Below are 17,334 nucleotides of genomic sequence, written 5' to 3' on the forward strand. Positions count from 1 at the left end.
GGCGACGTTCCTGCGGGACGGCCCGGTGGTGACGTCCCGGGTGTGACGGGTCGGTGCGGGTCGGCGTGACGCGCGGTGGGCCTGAAGTCGAGTCGAGGGTCCGGCTGCCACAGTGGCCTTCATGTCGCAGCAGGTGAGCCCCAGCCGTCGCGAGAACTGGGAGCGCCGGGCGGGTCCGGCGCTCACCGCTCTCGCGTTGCTGTTCCTCCTCGCCTACGCCTGGCCCATCCTCGATCCGGCGTTACCCCCGGCCACACAGCGGGCCGCGGCGGCTGTCGGCACGGCCACCTGGGTGGCGTTCGCGGTGGACTACGTCGTCCGGGTGCTGCTCTCCCGGCACCGGCTGAGGTTCGTGCTCCGGCATCCGTTCGACCTCGTCGTCGTTCTCCTACCGATGCTGCGACCCCTTCGCCTGCTGCGGCTCGTCACGGCGCTCGCGGTCGTCCAGCGCACCTCGGCGAACATCCTGCGAGGTCAGGTCGTCGTCTACATCGTCGGGGGCGCAACGTTCAGCGCGCTCATCGGCGCGCTCGCCGTGCTGGACGCCGAACGCGCCTCCCCCGACGCCACCATCGCGACCATCGGCGACGCGCTGTGGTGGGCCCTCACGACGATGACCACCGTCGGATACGGCGACACCTACCCGGCGACGACCCAGGGTCGGCTCGTCGCCGCCGGACTCATGATCGCGGGGGTCACGCTCCTCGGCTCGGTCACCGCCTCCCTCGCGACCTGGCTCACCGACCGCATCCGCGAGGCCGACGAGGCGAGTCAGGCCGCCACGCGCCACGACCTCCGTGTCCTCGCCGCCGAGGTCGCCGCTCTCGGCGCCCACGTCGAGGAGCTCGCCCGACACCTCGACGCGCGCGACGCCCGTGACGTCGCCCCGGATGCACGCGACGACCCGTCCGGTCCGGCCGGCGGTCGCGACGACCGGGACACGGCGCCACGGTGAGTCGGGTGAACCGCGCGAGGTCCGCGGCCGTCAGTCCGGCAGGGCGCGGCGCAGGCGGCGGGCGGCGGCCTCGGGGTCGTCGGCCTCGGTGAGGTCGCGGACGACGACGACCCGGGTGGCGCCGGCGTCGAGCACCTCGCCGATGGTCGTGTGGGAGATCCCACCGATGGCGAACCACGGTGTCGTCGTGCCGGACTCCGCAGCGGCGCGGACGAGGTCGAGACCGACGCCAGGTCGGCCGGGCTTGGTCGGGGTCGCCCACACGGGTCCGACGCAGACGTAGTCGAGGTCGGGCTCGGCGAGCGCCCCGGCGAGCTGATCGCGGGAGTGCGTCGAGAGGCCGATCGCGACCTCGGGGGAGAACCGCCGCACCTGGGCAGGCGTGAGATCGTCCTGCCCGACGTGCAGGACGTCGACCTCGGCCAGCGCCGCGATGTCGGCCCGGTCGTTCGCGGCGACGAGCCCCCCTGCGGCGCGGGCCTCCTCGGCCACCACGGCCAGCGCCGCGAGCTCGTCGGAGGCCTCGATGCCCTTCTCGCGGATCTGGACGATGTCGACCCCGCCCGCGAACACGGCGCGGACGAACTCACGGAGGTCGCCACGCTCGGCGCGCGTGTCGGTGCACAGGTAGATGCGGGCGGTGGCCACGCGGTCACGGGTGGCCTGCGATGTCGTCGGCATGGCTGGTTACGCTAGTCGGGTTCCGCGGGAGCCTCACGCCGAGGCTGAGAGGACGAGACCTCGTCGACCGCTCGAACCTGATGCGGCTCACACCGTCGAAGGGAGGGACGATGCGCGCCATCGTCGCCGGCGCCGGCATGGTCGGGCTCGCCACCGCGTGGCGCCTCCATCGCGAGGGGCACGACGTCACGCTGCTCGATCCCGCCCCGGCCACCGGTGCGACGCGGGCCGCGGGCGGCATGCTCACCCCCGTCGGCGAGGCCTTCCACGGGGAGGACGACCTCACCGCCCTCCTCACCGAGTCCTCCCGGCGCTACCCCGCGTTCGTCGACGAGGTCGCCGCACACCTGCCGCCCGGCGCCCCCACGGGCTACGTGACCTCCGGAACCCTCATCGTCGGCGCCGACTCCGCCGATCGCGGTCACCTCGCCGACCTCCATGCGCTGAGCCTGCGGCTCGGGCTCGGGAGCGAGGCCGTCACCACCCGCGAGGCCCGCCGACTCGAACCCCTGCTCTCACCCCACCTCACCTGCGCGTTCCTCGCCCCCGAGGACCACCAGGTCGATCCCCGACTCCTCGCCGCCGCCCTGCTGGCCGCGCTGCGTGCCGAGGGGGTCGAGATCGTCGAGGAGCCCGTCGCCGGAATCCGCGCGGGGGAGCGGCCGCGGATCGAGCTCGCCCCGGGCTCGTCGAGGGATGCTCTCGAGGCGGACGTCGTCGTCGTGGCCGCCGGTCTCGGCGCCGCCGACCTCACCCGCGACCTCGGGGACGGGCACGGGCTCGACCTCGATCACGTCCTGCGGCCGGTGCACGGCGAGGTCGTCCGGCTCACCGCCCCACCGCACCTCGCACCGCTCATGACGCGCACGATCCGCGGGCTCGTCGAGGGCCGCCCCGTCTACCTCATCCCCCGCGGCGACGGGCGGGTCCTCCTCGGGGCGACGAGCCGGGAGGACGACGAGCGCGGCGTCCTCGCCGGGGGAGTGCACGACCTCCTCGTCGACGCCGTGCGTCTCGTGCCCGCGGTGCGGGAGTTCGCCGTCGAGGAGGTCCTCGCCCGAGCGCGCCCCGGCACCCCCGACAACGCACCCGTCATCGGGCCGGTCGCGCCCGGCGTCGTCGTCGCGACGGGCCTGTTCCGGCACGGCATCCTCCTCGCGCCGCTCACCGCCGACCTCGTGGCCGCGCACGTCCGTCGTCTCGGAGGCTCGGCGCACGAGGGCGACGACGACCTCCTCGCCCTCGCCGGCTGCGCCGACCCCCAGCGGTTCGCGCGTGCCGCCGGGCCCTCCGGCTCCTCCGAGCCCTCCCGCCCCACCGTCGACTCCACCGTCGCAAAGGACACACCATGACCGACATCGGCGAGGTCTCCCTCACCGTCAACGACACCCCGCGAACCCTCCCGGTCGGGGCCACGTGCCGCGACCTCGTCTCGCTCGAGACCGGCAGGGAGATCGGCGACGACGGCCGCGCCCCCACCGGTCAGGGGTTGGGCGTCGCGCTCGCCCGTGCCGGCGTCGTCGTGCCGCGCGGGGCCTGGGCGTACACCGAGATCCTCGACGGGGACACCTTCGAACTGGTCACGGCGGTGCAGGGGGGATGACGGACTCCGACGCCCGTGAGCCCCACGTCGCCCCGCTGGTCGTCGACGGGGTGAGCCTGCCCTCGCGGCTCATCATGGGCACCGGCGGGCTCTCCAGCCTGGAACGGCTCGAGGAGGCGCTCATCACCTCGTGCACCGCGCTCACCACCGTGGCGCTACGGCGGTACAGCCCCTCGACGCAGGGGTCGCTGTTCGAGATGCTCCGCCGCCTCGACATCGCGCTCCTGCCCAACACCGCGGGCTGCTACACCGCGCGGGAGGCGGTCCTCACCGCCGAACTGGGTCGCGAGGCGCTGGAGACGAACTGGGTGAAGGTCGAGGTCATCGCCGACGACCGCACCCTGCTGCCGGACGTCGTCGAACTTCTCGACGCCACCGAGCAACTCGTGGCCAAGGGCTTCACCGTGTTCGCGTACACCAACGACGACCCGGTCACGGCACGGCGGCTCGAGGAGGTCGGGGCGGCGGCGGTCATGCCGCTCGGCGCCCCCATCGGCACCGGTCTCGGCATCCTCAACCCGCACAACATCGAGCTCATCGTCGCCCGCGCCGGGGTGCCGATCGTCCTCGACGCCGGCATCGGGACCGCGTCCGAGGCTGCGCTCGCGATGGAGCTCGGATGCGATGCCGTGCTCCTCGCGAGTGCCGTGACGCGTGCGCAGGACCCCGCGATGATGGCGGCCGCGTTCGCCCGCTCCGTGGAGGCCGGGTACCTCGCCCGCCGGGCCGGGCGCATCCCCCGCCGGGAACACGCGCTCGCCTCGTCCCCGATGACCGATCGGGCCGACCTGTGAGCCCCTCCGCCGAGTCTGCCGCCACGCCTGGTGCCGGGTCCGCCGGGTCCACCGGGTCCGCCGATCAGCCCACCGTCATGCGCGATGCCGGGTCCGGTGCCGCGGCGTCGCGCCCGATCCCACCCCTCGTCGAGCCGGCCCCGGCGCTCACCACGGCGGAGAAGCGGCGGTACGCCCGTCACCTCCTCCTCCCGCAGATCGGCGAAGAGGGGCAGCGGAGACTCAAGAACGCTCGCGTGCTCGTGATCGGCGCGGGCGGCCTGGGGTCGCCGACGCTCCTGTACCTCGCGGCGGCCGGGGTCGGGACGATCGGGGTGATCGACGACGACGTCGTCGAGGAGTCCAACCTCCAACGGCAGGTCGTCCACGGGACGGGTGACGTCGGCCGCGCGAAGGTCGACTCGGCCAGGGACGCCGTCGAGCGGGTGAACCCGCTGGTCACGGTCGTTCCGCATCGGATGCGCCTCACGCCCGGGAACGCCCTGGCGATCTTCGCGGAGTACGACCTCGTCCTCGACGGCGCCGACAACTTCGCCACGCGCTACCTCGTCGCCGACGCGTGCGAGATCCTCCGGATGCCGTCCGTGTGGGGATCGATCCTGCGCTTCGACGGCCAGGTGTCGGTGTTCTGGGCCGGAGTCGGGCCCGTCTACCGCGACGTGTTCCCCGAGCCCCCGGACCCGCGTCTCGTGCCGTCGTGTGCCGAGGCCGGGGTCATGGGCGTGCTCTGCGCGGCGATCGGGTCGGCGATGGGGGCCGAGGCGATCAAGCTCATCACCGGCCGGGGCCGCACCCTCGTGGGGCGGCTGCTCGTCCACGACGCCCTCGCGGCGACGTGGCGCGAGCTGACGATCCGCCCCGACCCCGCACGCGTCCCCGTCACCGACCTGCAGATTCACGCGCGCGACTACTCCGCCTCGTGCGGACTCCCGACCACACCGGAGGACACCACCATGGAGCCCACCATCGCCGAGGTCAGCGCCCGCGACCTCGCCGGCCGCCTCGCCGCCCGCGCCGCTGGTGACGGGGAGGAGGACCTGCTCGTCGTCGATGTCCGGGAACCCGCCGAGCACGCGATCGTCGCCGTCGACGGCGCCGAACTCGTCCCGCTCGGGACGCTGCTCTCCGGCGAGGCCCACCTCCCGCGCGACCGCGACATCGTCCTGTTCTGCAAGGCGGGGGTCCGATCGCAGCGCGCCGCCCACGCCCTCCTCGGCGCGGGCTACGAACGTGTCGCCCACATCCCGGGAGGCATCCTCGAGTGGGTTCACGACGTCGACCCCGACGCCCCCACCTACTGACCCCCCGGCCGAGGGCCCCGACGGCCAATGAGGGCCCCCGACGGCGGATGACGTCATCGACGACGTCATCGGATCCAGGGCGATGACCCCCGAATCGATGACCTCACCGATGACGCCGTCGCGGGGTCCGGGTCAGCCGTCCCAGCGCTGGATGGTGGTGACGTCGCCCTTCTTCGTCGCCGCCCAGACCCTCGTGGTGCGGGGCTCGACGGTCATCGCGAGGGTCGCGTCCCCCGGGTCGCCGCCCACGTACTTCTCCACACCCGCCTTCGTGCGGATCCCGAACGTGCCCTCGACGGGGGCCTGACCCGCGCGCCGGACGTCGTCACCGCCGAGGACGATGTTGCCGTTCGGCAGCACGGCCGCTGCCCCGACGGCCCACGTGGTGCGGCACGGCTGCGTGGTGCCGTGGGCCTTCGTCCACCGGATGCAGGAGCCCGACGCGGCGGACGGATCGTCGGAGGAGTAACGCCACGTCGTGAAGACGAGCTGGTCGTCGCGGGTGGGGACGAGCCACGCGCCCAGCCGCACGTAGGAGCCGCTCCCGTACATGTAGGTCTGGTAGAGCGGCTTCCAGGTGCCGTTCTCGTAGGCGGCAGCCATCTCCCACCGGGCCGCGCTCTTGGGGCGGGCCAGCCACGTGGCGAACCACCGCCCGTCGGTGCGGGTGAGATCGGTGGGTGTGTACGACGGGCCGTACGGAGTGTCGGTGTCGCTGTCGGCCGGGCGTCCGAGGGAGGTCCACCGGCCACGCTCCAGTCGGTAGATGCCGGTCGTGCGCAGGTCACCGCTCAGCCCGACGTAGACGCTCGGGCCGGGCACGTCGTGGACCGTGGTGGCCCTGGCGCCGGCCGGGAGCCCGACCCGCGACCAGCGGCGTCCGTCGAACCGCCACAGCTGACCCCCCGCGGTGACCCACACGTCGTTCGCGGCCGACCCGTGGAGGTCCGGCTTCTGGTAGTCGGTGTGCGTCACCGGGAGACGCGTCGTCGACCAGCGCCCGTCGTCGTTGCGCTGCAGGATGATGCGGCCGCTCGCGTCGCGTTCGAGGAACCACACCTGCCCCCGGGCAGGAGAGTGCGTCGCGACGACCGGCGCCGCCGTGGTGCGCACCGCACGGAACCCGGCCGCCGGCCGCTTCGCCGCCGGGCGCTTGGCGGGAGGCTTGCGCTGACGTCCCTCCGTGCGGGTGGCCGCCTGGACCACGGCCGTGCCGGATGTCGACGGCTGCGCCGCGCTCCGTGCCGCCGTCGAGGTCTGCGCGGCGGCCACGGACGGTGCCGCGGCGCACATCGTGGCCGTGCAGGCGGTGGCGAGGGCGAGGCCCCCGGCACGACGGCGTGCTGTCGTTGTGGACATGTGAATCCCCGTTCCCCTTGTTCCCCGATGCCGCCGACCGACGGCGGCACCTCGCATTCTCGCGCAGCGAGGCCCCCGCGGGACCCGAACGGGACAGGCGTCCTGAACCGTCGTCCCGTCCATGGGGCTCGGCCGGGCGGGCCGGGCCGTCTCTCGCGCCGCGGCCTCCACCGCTTTTCGCCCAGCCATCGCCGACCGACGGCGGATGCCGAGGGCGGATGCCGACGGCGGATGACGTCATCGCGGGGTCCAGGGACGGCCGTTCCCGCGCTGGACGGTGGTGGCGGTGCGCTCCTCCGGGTGCGTGCGGCGGTCGTCGATGGAAGGGTGGCGAGCACGGCACCCACCGATGCGGAAGGCGAGACGATGACCGATCGGCCCACCCCCACCTCCCTGCCCCGCCAGTGGACGGCACCCGAGAGCCCGCTCACGCCCGCGGTCCTCGCGCTCGAGGACGCCACGGCCCTCGACGCCGCGACCCGTCTCGGTGACGGGATCTCCGGCACGATCACCGCGAACGACGGGGTCACGGGCCTGCTCACCGGACGGTGGCTCGGCCACGCGCTGCACCCCCTCGTCGTCGACCTGCCGATGGGCTCGTGGATGAGCGCGGTCGCCCTCGACGTCCTCGCCGGCGACGACTCCCGCGACGCGGCCCGGCTCCTCACCGGTCTCGGCGTGGTCACGGCCGTCCCCTCCGCGCTCAGCGGGTGGGCCGAGTACGCGGACCTCCCGCCGCGCGACAAGCGCGTCGGCGTCGTCCACGCCGCGGCGAACGGAGGCGCCGTCGTGTTCCAGATCGCCTCCTGGCTGGCCCGCCGGGCCGGGCGGGACGGTCTCGGGCGTGTCCTCGGCCTCGGCGGAGTCGCCCTCGTCGGCGCCGGCGGGTTCCTCGGCGGGCACCTCACCGTCGCCCGCAAGGTCGGCAGCCGCGACGCCGCGTTCACCGACACCCCGGCCTGAGACGGCACGACCCCCGGGGGCCGCTCGACGGCGGTCCCCGGGGGTCGTGCCCGTCGGTGGCTGTAGGGCTGCGCGCCTCGCGCGCCTCGCCTCATTCGGCGCCTGACGTCACCGAGCGCCTGCAGCCGTCCCGTCCGGGGAGGCGGAGGGGATCTCGCACCCGTCGGGCCCGCAGACGGCGCCCTCCGGCACGGCACCCTCGTGAGGCTCGTCGTGTGGCGCGGTGTCGGTCGACGTCTCGTCGCCGGTGACCATGCGGAACGGCGCGGGGCGCGACTCCTCCCACGCGGTGCTCAGCGCGCGCACGAACACCTCGACCGGCTGGGCACCGGAGACGGCGTACTTCTCGTCAAACACGAAGAAGGGCACGCCGGTGATGCCGAGGCGCCGGGCGGCCTCTTCGTCGGCGCGGACCTCCGCGGCGAACTCGTCGGACTCCAGCACCCGCCGGACGTCGGCCTCCGCGAGGCCGACCTCGACGGCGAGCTCACGGATGACGGCGGGGTCCTCGACGAGGAGGCCGTCGGTGAAGTAGGCCTTCATGAGCCGGAGCTCGTAGGCGTCGGCGATGTCCCGACCGGCCCGGGCGGCGAGGTGGCCGACACGGTGGGCGTCGAAGGTGTTGCCGTAGCGCGCCTGCTCCCAACGGAAGTCGAGGCCCACCGCGGCCGCCTGGGCGTGCATCGCCTCGTGCTGGCGTGCGGCCTGCTCCGGCGTCACCCCGTACTTCTTCGCGACGAGCTCGACGAGGGGCGTCGCGTTGCCCTTGGCGTAGGTCGGGTCGAGTTCGAAGGAGTGCCACACGATCTGCAGGTCGCGTCGCAGGTCCTCCCCGTGCTCGAACGCCTCGATCGCCTTCTCGAGGTGCGTGCGACCGATGTAGCAGAACGGGCAGACGATGTCGGACCAGATGTCGATCTTCATGTGGGGGTCAACCGAAGGGCCGTCACCGGTGTTCCGGCCGTCCTGCACCCCCGGTGGGGTCCGCGGGCGTGCCGGTCAGGGGCGCAGCGCGGGGGCGAGGTCGTAGGCGGCGACCATGCGCGCCTCGACGAGATCGGAGAGCCAGCTCTGCACGGCGGCGACGGCGTCGTCCTCGAGGCCGCCAATGGCGTCGAGGTACCGGGTCCCCGTGGACGCGGCGTCGGAGAAGACCTGCGACAGCGCCGGATCCGGCGCCGGCGCCTCGGCGCCGAAGGCCCCGACGAGGTCACTCATCACGGCGGCGAGGGCGGCGGGGGTCTCCTCGGTCGAGGGCAGCTTGGCGGCGAGTTTGAGGAGCCGGCCGCCGCGCTCACCCCGCGCCGAGGCGATCATCGCGACGGCGCCCTCGAGCATGAACGGGCCGAACTCCTGCGCCTCGAAGAACGGGCGCCGGGCGTGGCGGTACCACGCCTCGAGGGCGTCGAGCTGGGCCAGGTAGTGGAGGTTCTTGCGGACCATCGGGACGAGGGAGCGGTAGCTCTCGCCCTGGTAGGGGCGGCGCAGGGGGCGCGGGGCGCCGTCGAGGACGAGGTGTCCCTCCTCGGGCACGTCACCGCGCAGCACGGACCCGGCGCCGACGACGCTGCCGTAGCCGACCTGGACGGGGCCGACCGACCCGCCCTGACCGCCGAGGAAGACCGGCTTCTCCCGCAACGTCACGCCGCGGGGCACGTCGCCGAACATCGACGGGGTCGTCTTGTCACCGGTGGGGGTGAAGTTGAAATGGATGTAGGACGAGCCGATCTCGCTGTGGTGGGAGCGACTCGTGCCCCCCGCCATGAACGCGTCGCAGAAGTTGACGAGGCTCCCGATCGTCACGAAGGGGAAGAGGATCGTCTGCTTGAGGCCGACGGTGTGGGCGCCGCCCGACTGCTCCTCGAGCAGACACCCCTCGCGCACGTGGTGGCCGAGACCGAGGTTCGCGCCGTCGAGGAACACGGCCTTGCTCGCATACCCGCCCTTGAGGGCGACGCCCTCGCCGAGGCGGCAGTCCTCGATCGTCACCGGACCCTCCCGGCCGAGTTCGACCCCCGCCGAGATCACGGTGCGCGCGCCGCGGATCCGGCACCCGGGGTGGATCGTCACCCCGTCACCGCTGATGCGGTCCAGGGGGACGTCGTCGTCGATGGTCACCGTCCACGGGTTGGGGACGTCGACGCCCTTCTCCACGAGCGTCTCGACCTTGTCCAGGCCGCGGGGTGTGAGCGTCATGGCCTCCCTTTCGTCACCGTCATCGTCGCGCATCCGCGGCGCCGCGCACGACCCGGCGGGCCTCGCCGACCGGTCCGGCGACGTGCGCCCGCACCACGGCGGCCCCGCTGTCCTACCCTGGCCGAGGTGCCGCGGCGGCGCCACGGAAGGGGACACATGAGTGACGAGGACCGCACCACCTATCTCCTCATCGACGGGGAGAACCTCGACGCCACCCTCGGGGTCGGCATCCTCGAGCGCCGCCCCCGCCCCGAGGAGCGCCCTCGGTGGGAGCGCGTCCTGTCGTTCGCGCGGGCGGAATGGGACCAGCCGGTCAAGGGACTGTTCTTCCTCGCCGCCCGGCACGACCTGCCGATGTCGTTCGTCCAGGCCCTCATGAGCATCGGGTTCCGTCCCGTCCCCCTCACCGGCCGACCCGACGAGAAGATCGTCGACATCGCGATCTCCCGCACCCTGCAGGCCCTCAAGGACCGTCCCGCCGACGTCATGCTCGCGAGCCACGACGGCGACTTCCTCCCCGACCTCGCCGAGCTGTGCGACGGCCGCCGCACCGGCGTCATCGCCTTCCAGGAGTTCCGCAGCTCCGGCTACCGCGAACTCGTCGACCGCGGCCTGGAGTTCTTCGACCTCGAGTACGACGTCGAGGCCTTCGACACCCGCCTCCCCCGTATCCGGATCATCCCCATCGAGGAGTTCGACCCGCTCGAGTTCCTGTGAGCATGGAGGGGATCCCCACCGCGCTCGCGCTCTCGCTCGTCGCCGGTCTCGCCACGGCCATCGGCGGGGCGGTCGTGTTCGTCCGACGCCGCCCGTCGCCGATGTTCCTCGCATCGGCCCTCGGGTTCTCGGCGGGCGTGATGATCTACGTGTCGTTCGTCGAGCTCCTCGGGATCGCGCAGGACACCCTCACCGAGGAGGTCGGGGGAGCGGCCCCGTGGCTGACGATGGCGGGCTTCTTCGGGGGCATCGCCCTCATCGCGGTCATCGACCGGCTCGTGCCCGCCTCCATCAATCCCCATGAGCACGGGGAGGACGACGAGCGCGGCGAACGGGTCCGCGCCCGGATGATGCGGACCGGGATGCTCACCGCCGGCGCGATCGCCCTGCACAACTTCCCCGAGGGCTTCGCCGTGTTCCTCGCCGCGACGCAGGCGCCGGAGATCGCGGTGCCCGTCGTCGTTGCCGTCGCGGTCCACAACGTGCCCGAGGGCATCGCCGTCGCCGTGCCGGTGGCCTACGCGACGCGTTCGGCGTGGACGGGCTTCCGGTACTCCGTCCTCGCCGGACTCGCCGAACCCGTGGGCGCCCTCGTGGGTCTGCTCGTGCTCAGCGCGTTCCTCGGGCCCGTCACGATGGCGCTCGCGTTCGCCGCGGTCGCGGGGATCATGGTGTTCGTCTCCCTCGACGAACTCCTCCCCGCCGCGCACGACTTCGGTCACCACCACGCGACGGTCTACAGCCTCATCGGCGGCATGGGCGTGATGGCGGGGTCCCTCGCGCTGTTGTGAGGTCAGTCCTCCTGCACCCCGGGCACGCTCGACAACCCCAGCCCGGAGATGTCGGGCACCGTGCCCAGGCCGCGGCGGAGCTCGGGTGGCCGGCGCTGGGAGAGCCCGTAGGTGAGTCGCGGGCCCTGCCCGTCGAGCGGGACGACGAGAGGCTCCCCGGGGCGCGCGACGTGGGGGGTGCCGCGGACCTCGAGTTCGCGTTCCGGCCCGTCGAGCACCTCGAAGGTGATCGATTCCTGTTGCACCGTGACCCGCAGGTGGGTGCCGCGCACGGTGAGCCGGAACCGCAGCTGTGGCCAGCTGTCGGGCAGGCGGGGGTCGAAGGTGAGCCGACCGCCGAAGTCGCGCATGCCCGCGAAACCGTCGACGAGGGCGTTCCACACCCCGCCGGCCGAGGCGATGTGGATGCCGTCACGGGTGTTGCCGTGCAGGTCGGCGAGGTCGACGTACAGGCCCTCGCGGAAGTACTTGAGCGCCGCCTGCTTGTGCCCGACCTCGGCGGCGATGATCGACTGGACGACCGCCGACAGCGAGGAGTCCCCGGTGGTGATCGGGTCGTAGTACTCGAAGTTCGCGAGTTTCTCCTCCGCGGTGAAGCGGTCGCCCTGGAGGAACAGCGCGAGCACGACGTCGGCCTGTTTGAGCACCTGGAACCGGTAGATGACGAGCGGGTGGTAGTGCAGCAGGAGGGGGAAGTTCTCGGGCGGGGTGTTCTCGAGGTCCCACATCTCGCGCTCGAGGAAGTGCTCGTCCTGGGGGTGGATGCCGAGCTCGGTGTCGAACGGGATGGCCATGCCCGCGGCGCACCGCTCCCACTCCTCGACCTCCCCCTCCTCGAGATGCAGTCGCGAGCGCAGGCGCGCATAGGTCTCGGGGTCGCTCTCGGCGAACCCCCGCACCACCGAGGCCGCCCGTTCGAGGTTGAACCGGGCCATGACGTTGGTGAAGAGGTTGTTGTTGACGACGGTCGTGTACTCGTCGGGGCCGGTGACGCCGTGGATGTTGAACTTCTCGCGACCGTTGACGTGCCAGAACCCGAGGTCGGCCCACAGGCGGGCGGTCTCGACGAGGATCTCGACGCCGTCGCGGGCGAGGAAGGGCTCGTCACCGGTGGCGTCGACGTACTTGGCGACGGCGAAGGCCACGTCGGCGTCGATGTGGTACTGCGCGGTGCCCGCCGCGTAGTAGGCCGAGGCCTCCTCGCCGTTGATCGTGCGCCAGGGGAACAGGGCGCCCTTCTGGGCGAGGACGCGGGCGCGCTCCCGGGCGGCCTCGAGAAGATTGACGCGGAAGCGCAGCACGTTGCGGGCCGTGACCGGCGAGGTGTAGGCGAGGAACGGGACGATGTAGACCTCGGAGTCCCAGAAGTAGTGGCCCTCGTAGCCGGCGCCGGTGACGCCCTTGGCGGGCACGCCGAGCTGGTCGGTGCGCGCGGTGGCCTGGGCCAGCTGGAAGAGGTTCCAGCGCACCGCCTGCTGTATGTCGCCGTGTCCCTCGATCTCGACGTCGCACCGATCCCAGTACTCGGCGAGCCAGCGCGCCTGCTCCTCGTGGTAGTGCTGCACACCGTCCTGGCGGACGCGGTCGAGCGTGCGCCGCACCCGGTCGAAGAGTTCGCGGACGGCCACCCCGCGGGAGGTGTGGTAGGCGACGGCCTTGGTGATGAAGATCGGCTTGCCCTGCTTGGCGTCGATGCGGAACACCTTCTTGCCCAGGTCGGGCTGGGTGTCGATCAACGTCTCGTAGTCGTTGTCGGTGAAGATCGCGTGGTCGGCGCCGACGGCGAGGGTCATCCCGGAGGACGCGCACCGGTACCCGAGGATCATGCGTCGCTCGGAGTTCCAGTGCCCCTGGGGGTCGAGGACGCGGTCGGTGAACGTCATCGTGCGCCGCGGGTCGAAGCCCTCCCCCATCGCCTCGCCCGGGGAGTTGTACTCGTCGAAGCCGTCCTGTCGGTTGAGGATCTGGCTGGAGATGACGACGGGCGCGTCGCCGTCGAGCATCGTCACGTTGATCGTGAAGACCGCGAGGTGGCGCTGGGTGAACGAGACCATCCGGGAGGTCTGCACGCGGACGCGCTTGCCCGCGGGGGTGCGCCAGATCACGTCGCGGCGGAGGACGCCCTCACGGAAGTCGAGGGAGCGTTCGTACTCCTCGAGGTCGTCGATCGCGAGCAGCAGCGGCTCGTCGTCGACGTAGAGCTTCATCACCTTGCTGTCGGGGACGTTGACGATCGTCTGGCCTGTGGTGGCGAACCCGTACGCCTGCTCCGCGTGGTGGATGGGCCACGTCTCGTGGAACCCGTTGACGTACGTGCCGTGGGTGTGGGCCTCGCGGCCCTCGGGCGGGTTGGAACGCATCCCGAGGTAGCCGTTGCCGACGGCGAAGAGGGTCTCGGTCGTCCCGAGGTCGGAGGTCTTGGGGAAGCGCTCGACGAGACGCCAGGGGTCGATGGGGAAACGGTTGCGGTCGAGGGGATCGACGCCGCCGTAGGTCGTCTTCACGGGAGGAGGTCCTGCAGGTCCCCGACGACGACGTCGGCACCCGCCGCGGTGAGGGCGTCGACCCCGGCGCCGCGGTCGACGCCGACGACGAGGCCGAAGTCCCCGGCCCGGCCCGCGGCGACGCCGGAGGTCGCGTCCTCGAGGACGACGGCGCGTTCACGGGAGGCACCGACACGCTCGGCGGCGGCGAGGAAGGTGTCGGGGGCGGGCTTGCCGGGCAGGCCCTCCTGCGTGGCGACCCGGCCGTCGACGACGACGGGGAAGAACCGGTCGATGCCCGCCGCGGCGAGGACCGCGGGGGCGTTCTTGCTGGAGGACACGACCGCCATGCGCACGCCGCGCTCGGCGAGTGCCTCGATCAGCGCGAGCGACCCCGGGTAGGGCTCCACGCCGTCACGGTCGAGGACGGCGTTGAAGGCGTCGTTCTTGCGGTTGCCGAGTCCGCAGACGGTGTCGGCGTCGCTCGGGTCCTCCGGTGTGCCCTCGGGGAGGGTGAGTCCGCGTGAGGCGAGGAGGTCGCGCACGCCGTCGTAGCGGGGCTTGCCGTCGACGTGGTCGAAGTAGTCCTGGGAGGTGTAGGCGGCCGCCCCCCGGGTCGCGAGGAACGCGGTGAACATCTCCTCCCACGCCGCCATGTGCACGGTGGCGGTGGGCGTGAGGACACCGTCGAGGTCGAAGAGCGCTGCGTCGTACTGGGTCCAGTCCACCCGCCCATGCTAGGGGGCGGAGCGCGTGGGCCGAACCCCCGCTCCGCCCGCCGGAGACGAGGATCGCCCACCGGTGGGGTGGGCGATCCTCGTGACGCGCTGCCGCGCGGGGCGTGGGGGCGCGGTGCCCGATCGGGGCACTCTCACACCGTCATCGTCGGTCGCGGTCGACGGAGTGGGACCCGCCGGTCTGTGCGTCCTTCGTCTCGGAGGTCGTCCGGGGGCTCGTCTCGGAGTCCGCCGCGGTGGGGAGGTCGTTCTCGACGGGCTGGGGGTCGGCCCCGGGCATGGGTCCGTCACCGAGTTGGGGGAAGGGGTCGTCGCCGGTGAGGTACCGCATCGTCGAGTTGACGACCGCGAGCACCGGCACGGCGAACAGGGCGCCCACGATGCCGAGCAGGAACGAACCGACCGCGACGGCGAGGATGACGGCGAGCGGGTGCAGCGCGACCGCCTTGCCCATGAGGAACGGTTGGAGGACGTGCGACTCGAGCTGCTGGACGAGCAGCACGATGCCGAGCATGGCGAGCGCGATCATCGGGCCCTTGACGACGAACGCGATGAGCACGGCGACGATGCCCGACACGATCGCGCCGACGACGGGCACGAACGAGGCGATGAACACGAGCAGGAACAGCGGGACGACGAACGGGAGCCCGAGCAGGAGCGCACCGAGCGCGATGCCGAGCGCGTCGACGGCCGCGACGATGACCTGGGTGCGGGCGTAGGCGCCGAGGCTCATCCAGCCGCGACGCAGCCCCTGGTAGGTGGGGCCCTGTGCGGCCTTGGGCAGCAGGGAGAGGACGAAGCGGTAGATCTTCTCGCCCTGGTAGAGGAAGAAGAACGTCGCGAACAGGGCGATGAGCATCCCGGCGAAGAAGTCGACGGCCGACGAACTCGCCGCGAGCGCGCCGGAGGTGAGCGCCGAGGAGTTGTTCTGGAGGGCGTCACGGGCCTGGTCGACGTAGTTCTCCAGCTGTGTCGTGGTGAGCTGCAGCGGCCCGTCGGAGAGCCAGGCGAGCAGGCTGTCGATGCCCTGCGAGACGCTGTCGCGCATGTCGGCCGCGCCGGTCGCGATCTGCGTGCCGGCGAGGCTCACCGATCCCGTGACGAGCACGATGAGGAGGATGAGCGACAGTCCGGCGGAGAGGCCGGCGGGGACGCGCGCGCGCCGCTGCAGGAACCGGTGGAGGGGGTGCAGCAGCACAGCGAGCAGCGTCGCCACCGCGAGGGGGATGACGATGAAGCTCACCTTGCCGAGGGCGTAGACGAGCAGGGCCGCCGCGACGGCGATGAGCACGAGCCGACCGGACCACGCCCCCGCGACGACGAGCGGGTAGGGCAGGTGCTGGGGGTCGACCCACGATGAGGTGGGACGTTGTCGGGGAGGGCGGGGAACGCTCATGGGGGCGTGACCTCCGGGTTCTCGGGACGCGTGCCGACCGACGTCAGGGCTGGGCGATCCGAGCCCGCAGACCGACGACGCGTGAGGGGTTCCGCTCGCGGCGAGGGAGACGCACGAGCGCCGCTGCTCCGCACAGCCCGGTGACGGCGCCGAGCACCCCGGCGAGCGAGAGCAACGCGGCCAGGGAGGCGGCGGTGATCCACGCATCGGCAGGGGCGAGCAGCGCACCGCCGAGAACCGCGAGGACGGCGAGCACGGTGAGGATACCGCCGGCGCCCGAGAGTTCCTGCGTCCGTGCCAGTTCCCGGAGACCGTGGGCGAGGGCGGCGACGCCGGCGAGCACGAGGACGACCCCGACCTCCCCGACCCGTGAGGCGGTGCCCGAGAGGCTGCCGGCGGCGACGGCACCGGCGGCCGCGACGAGAGTGAGCGTGAGGCCGCCGACGACGAACGCGATGCCTCGTGCCGTCTGCGCCGAGATCCGCGTGCGCAGCCGGGAGGCGAGGTCGACGACGCAGCCGACGAGCGTCGCCGTCCCGCCGAAGAGGAGCGCGGGCCCGAGGAGCGGGCTGAGGGCCCCGAGGACCTCGGCGACGTTCGCCGCGCCGCCCGCGGCGGCCGTGCCCGTCACGCCGACGGGGACGAGCGCCAGCAGGTCCTCCAGGCCGAGCCCGGAGCCGGCCAGCATCGGGACCGCCGCACCCACGAGGAGCACCGGGACGGCGAACAGCGCGAGACCGACGACGCGGTGACCCCGCAGGTGCGGGGTGAGCAGCATCGCGGGCGCGACGGCGAACAGCGTGAGGACGAGGACGAGGAGGACGGCCGTCGAGGTCGCCGCGATCCCGCCGACGAGGACCGCCGAGGACGACATGAGGGCCGCGAGTGCGACGAGCCGACTGCGGGAGGAGTGCGCGCTCCACGAGCCGAGTGGCACGAGGAAGGAGAGGAGCCCGACGAGGGACCACCAGGGCCAGAGGGCATGACCGCCGTCGGCGACCGCGGCGAACGCGGCGAGGAGGCCGAGGACGACGGCGACGAGAGCGAATGTCACGGCACGGTGAGGGGATCGGAACACGACGTCAAGTCTCGATCGGTTGCGAGTCACGGCCGTGACGACGCGGTCACGATGCGGACTCGAGTCCGTACGGATTCGGTCAAAGCGCTCAGGCTGCCGCGAAGCGGTCCGCCGGACGTGGGACGAGACCGATCCCGCCGAGGGCGTTGGGGCTCGGGGCATGCTTTCGGATAACGTGGGGTTCCGGTGTGCCGGGAAGTCTGGTCGGCGAAGCAACACGGGTGCGGTTCTCCCGAGGTCTCGGTGGCCTCCGGCGGCCGAGACGGCCCGCCCCCTGCCC

16 protein-coding genes and 1 riboswitch are annotated in these 17,334 nt (G+C 72.7%); of the genes, 8 read left to right on the top strand and 8 right to left on the bottom strand.

Annotated features, from left to right (window positions below):
• The first annotated feature begins 121 nt into the window (after positions 1-121).
• Entirely contained in the window at positions 122-955 is an 834-nt protein-coding gene (locus RT054_RS14195) for a potassium channel family protein (RefSeq protein ID WP_313024783.1), read from the top strand.
• Between the two features lie 30 nt (positions 956-985).
• Here RT054_RS14195 and thiE read toward each other — a convergent pair whose 3' ends face one another.
• Complete coding sequence (gene thiE / locus RT054_RS14200) at positions 986-1,636, bottom strand: thiamine phosphate synthase (RefSeq protein WP_313024786.1); 651 nt, start codon at positions 1,634-1,636, stop codon at positions 986-988.
• Positions 1,637-1,650: 14 nt separating this feature from the next.
• A riboswitch (TPP riboswitch) is annotated at positions 1,651-1,757 on the top strand.
• Between thiE and thiO the strand changes: the two genes are divergently transcribed.
• From thiO to moeB, 4 genes are all read left to right on the top strand, one after another.
• Positions 1,747-2,988, top strand: a complete 1,242-nt coding sequence (gene thiO / locus RT054_RS14205; protein WP_312717469.1) for a glycine oxidase ThiO — start codon at positions 1,747-1,749, stop codon at positions 2,986-2,988. Its footprint overlaps the riboswitch before it by 11 nt.
• A complete protein-coding gene (locus RT054_RS14210; RefSeq protein ID WP_312717472.1) occupies positions 2,985-3,239 on the top strand; it encodes a sulfur carrier protein ThiS in 255 nt (84 codons plus the stop codon). The genes thiO and RT054_RS14210 overlap by 4 nt, the downstream gene beginning before the upstream one ends.
• Positions 3,236-4,033 carry a thiazole synthase gene (locus tag RT054_RS14215; RefSeq protein WP_312717473.1) on the top strand — a complete coding sequence of 266 codons (798 nt, stop codon included), beginning with the start codon at positions 3,236-3,238 and terminating at the stop codon, positions 4,031-4,033. The genes RT054_RS14210 and RT054_RS14215 overlap by 4 nt, the downstream gene beginning before the upstream one ends.
• A gap of 77 nt (positions 4,034-4,110) precedes the next feature.
• The gene (gene moeB / locus RT054_RS14220) at positions 4,111-5,334 is read left to right on the top strand and encodes a molybdopterin-synthase adenylyltransferase MoeB (RefSeq protein ID WP_313024791.1); all 1,224 of its coding nucleotides are present in this window, start codon (positions 4,111-4,113) and stop codon (positions 5,332-5,334) included.
• A gap of 132 nt (positions 5,335-5,466) precedes the next feature.
• Here the strand turns inward: moeB and RT054_RS14225 are convergent, their stop codons facing one another.
• Positions 5,467-6,693, bottom strand: a complete 1,227-nt coding sequence (locus RT054_RS14225) for a hypothetical protein (RefSeq protein WP_313024794.1) — start codon at positions 6,691-6,693, stop codon at positions 5,467-5,469.
• A 366-nt stretch (positions 6,694-7,059) separates the two neighbouring features.
• Between RT054_RS14225 and RT054_RS14230 the strand changes: the two genes are divergently transcribed.
• Complete coding sequence (locus tag RT054_RS14230; protein ID WP_313024796.1) at positions 7,060-7,656, top strand: DUF2231 domain-containing protein; 597 nt, start codon at positions 7,060-7,062, stop codon at positions 7,654-7,656.
• Between the two features lie 108 nt (positions 7,657-7,764).
• Here RT054_RS14230 and RT054_RS14235 read toward each other — a convergent pair whose 3' ends face one another.
• Both RT054_RS14235 and RT054_RS14240 read right to left on the bottom strand, forming a co-directional pair.
• Positions 7,765-8,580: a DsbA family oxidoreductase gene (locus RT054_RS14235; protein WP_313024800.1), complete on the bottom strand. Its 816-nt coding sequence runs from the start codon at positions 8,578-8,580 to the stop codon at positions 7,765-7,767.
• A gap of 75 nt (positions 8,581-8,655) precedes the next feature.
• On the bottom strand, positions 8,656-9,852 hold the full coding sequence (locus tag RT054_RS14240) for a UDP-N-acetylglucosamine pyrophosphorylase (protein WP_313024804.1): 1,197 nt from the start codon (positions 9,850-9,852) through the stop codon (positions 8,656-8,658).
• A gap of 156 nt (positions 9,853-10,008) precedes the next feature.
• On the opposite strand from RT054_RS14240, the gene RT054_RS14245 reads away from it, so the two are divergent.
• Positions 10,009-10,569 carry an NYN domain-containing protein gene (locus tag RT054_RS14245; RefSeq protein ID WP_313024807.1) on the top strand — a complete coding sequence of 187 codons (561 nt, stop codon included), beginning with the start codon at positions 10,009-10,011 and terminating at the stop codon, positions 10,567-10,569.
• Between the two features lie 2 nt (positions 10,570-10,571).
• A complete protein-coding gene (gene zupT, locus RT054_RS14250; protein ID WP_312717484.1) occupies positions 10,572-11,360 on the top strand; it encodes a zinc transporter ZupT in 789 nt (262 codons plus the stop codon).
• Between the two features lie 2 nt (positions 11,361-11,362).
• Here zupT and RT054_RS14255 read toward each other — a convergent pair whose 3' ends face one another.
• The 4 genes from RT054_RS14255 to RT054_RS14270 all read right to left on the bottom strand — a co-directional run bounded on the left by RT054_RS14255 (position 11,363) and on the right by RT054_RS14270 (position 17,054).
• On the bottom strand, positions 11,363-13,864 hold the full coding sequence (locus RT054_RS14255; RefSeq protein ID WP_313024811.1) for a glycosyl hydrolase family 65 protein: 2,502 nt from the start codon (positions 13,862-13,864) through the stop codon (positions 11,363-11,365).
• On the bottom strand, positions 13,861-14,571 hold the full coding sequence (locus RT054_RS14260; protein ID WP_312717487.1) for a beta-phosphoglucomutase family hydrolase: 711 nt from the start codon (positions 14,569-14,571) through the stop codon (positions 13,861-13,863). The genes RT054_RS14255 and RT054_RS14260 overlap by 4 nt, the downstream gene beginning before the upstream one ends.
• 151 nt (positions 14,572-14,722) lie before the next feature.
• Entirely contained in the window at positions 14,723-15,976 is a 1,254-nt protein-coding gene (locus tag RT054_RS14265) for an AI-2E family transporter (RefSeq protein WP_313024815.1), read from the bottom strand.
• A gap of 43 nt (positions 15,977-16,019) precedes the next feature.
• Positions 16,020-17,054, bottom strand: a complete 1,035-nt coding sequence (locus tag RT054_RS14270) for a hypothetical protein (protein ID WP_313024818.1) — start codon at positions 17,052-17,054, stop codon at positions 16,020-16,022.
• Between the last annotated feature and the right edge of the window lie 280 nt (positions 17,055-17,334).

The organism is Mobilicoccus sp. (genome assembly GCF_032060985.1).
Classification (GTDB): Bacteria; Actinomycetota; Actinomycetes; order Actinomycetales; family Dermatophilaceae; genus Mobilicoccus.

Excerpts from the sequence above, each read along its gene's own strand:
- thiE (WP_313024786.1), bottom strand. The coding sequence starts at position 1,636 with ATGCCGACGACATCGCAGGCCACCCGTGACCGCGTGGCCACCGCCCGC.
- RT054_RS14215 (WP_312717473.1), top strand. The coding sequence starts at position 3,236 with ATGACGGACTCCGACGCCCGTGAGCCCCACGTCGCCCCGCTGGTCGTC.
- RT054_RS14195 (WP_313024783.1), top strand. The coding sequence starts at position 122 with ATGTCGCAGCAGGTGAGCCCCAGCCGTCGCGAGAACTGGGAGCGCCGG.
- RT054_RS14225 (WP_313024794.1), bottom strand. The coding sequence starts at position 6,693 with ATGTCCACAACGACAGCACGCCGTCGTGCCGGGGGCCTCGCCCTCGCC.
- RT054_RS14230 (WP_313024796.1), top strand. The coding sequence starts at position 7,060 with ATGACCGATCGGCCCACCCCCACCTCCCTGCCCCGCCAGTGGACGGCA.
- RT054_RS14265 (WP_313024815.1), bottom strand. The coding sequence starts at position 15,976 with ATGAGCGTTCCCCGCCCTCCCCGACAACGTCCCACCTCATCGTGGGTC.
- RT054_RS14245 (WP_313024807.1), top strand. The coding sequence starts at position 10,009 with ATGAGTGACGAGGACCGCACCACCTATCTCCTCATCGACGGGGAGAAC.
- RT054_RS14235 (WP_313024800.1), bottom strand. The coding sequence starts at position 8,580 with ATGAAGATCGACATCTGGTCCGACATCGTCTGCCCGTTCTGCTACATC.
- thiO (WP_312717469.1), top strand. The coding sequence starts at position 1,747 with ATGCGCGCCATCGTCGCCGGCGCCGGCATGGTCGGGCTCGCCACCGCG.
- zupT (WP_312717484.1), top strand. The coding sequence starts at position 10,572 with ATGGAGGGGATCCCCACCGCGCTCGCGCTCTCGCTCGTCGCCGGTCTC.
- RT054_RS14210 (WP_312717472.1), top strand. The coding sequence starts at position 2,985 with ATGACCGACATCGGCGAGGTCTCCCTCACCGTCAACGACACCCCGCGA.
- RT054_RS14240 (WP_313024804.1), bottom strand. The coding sequence starts at position 9,852 with ATGACGCTCACACCCCGCGGCCTGGACAAGGTCGAGACGCTCGTGGAG.
- moeB (WP_313024791.1), top strand. The coding sequence starts at position 4,111 with ATGCGCGATGCCGGGTCCGGTGCCGCGGCGTCGCGCCCGATCCCACCC.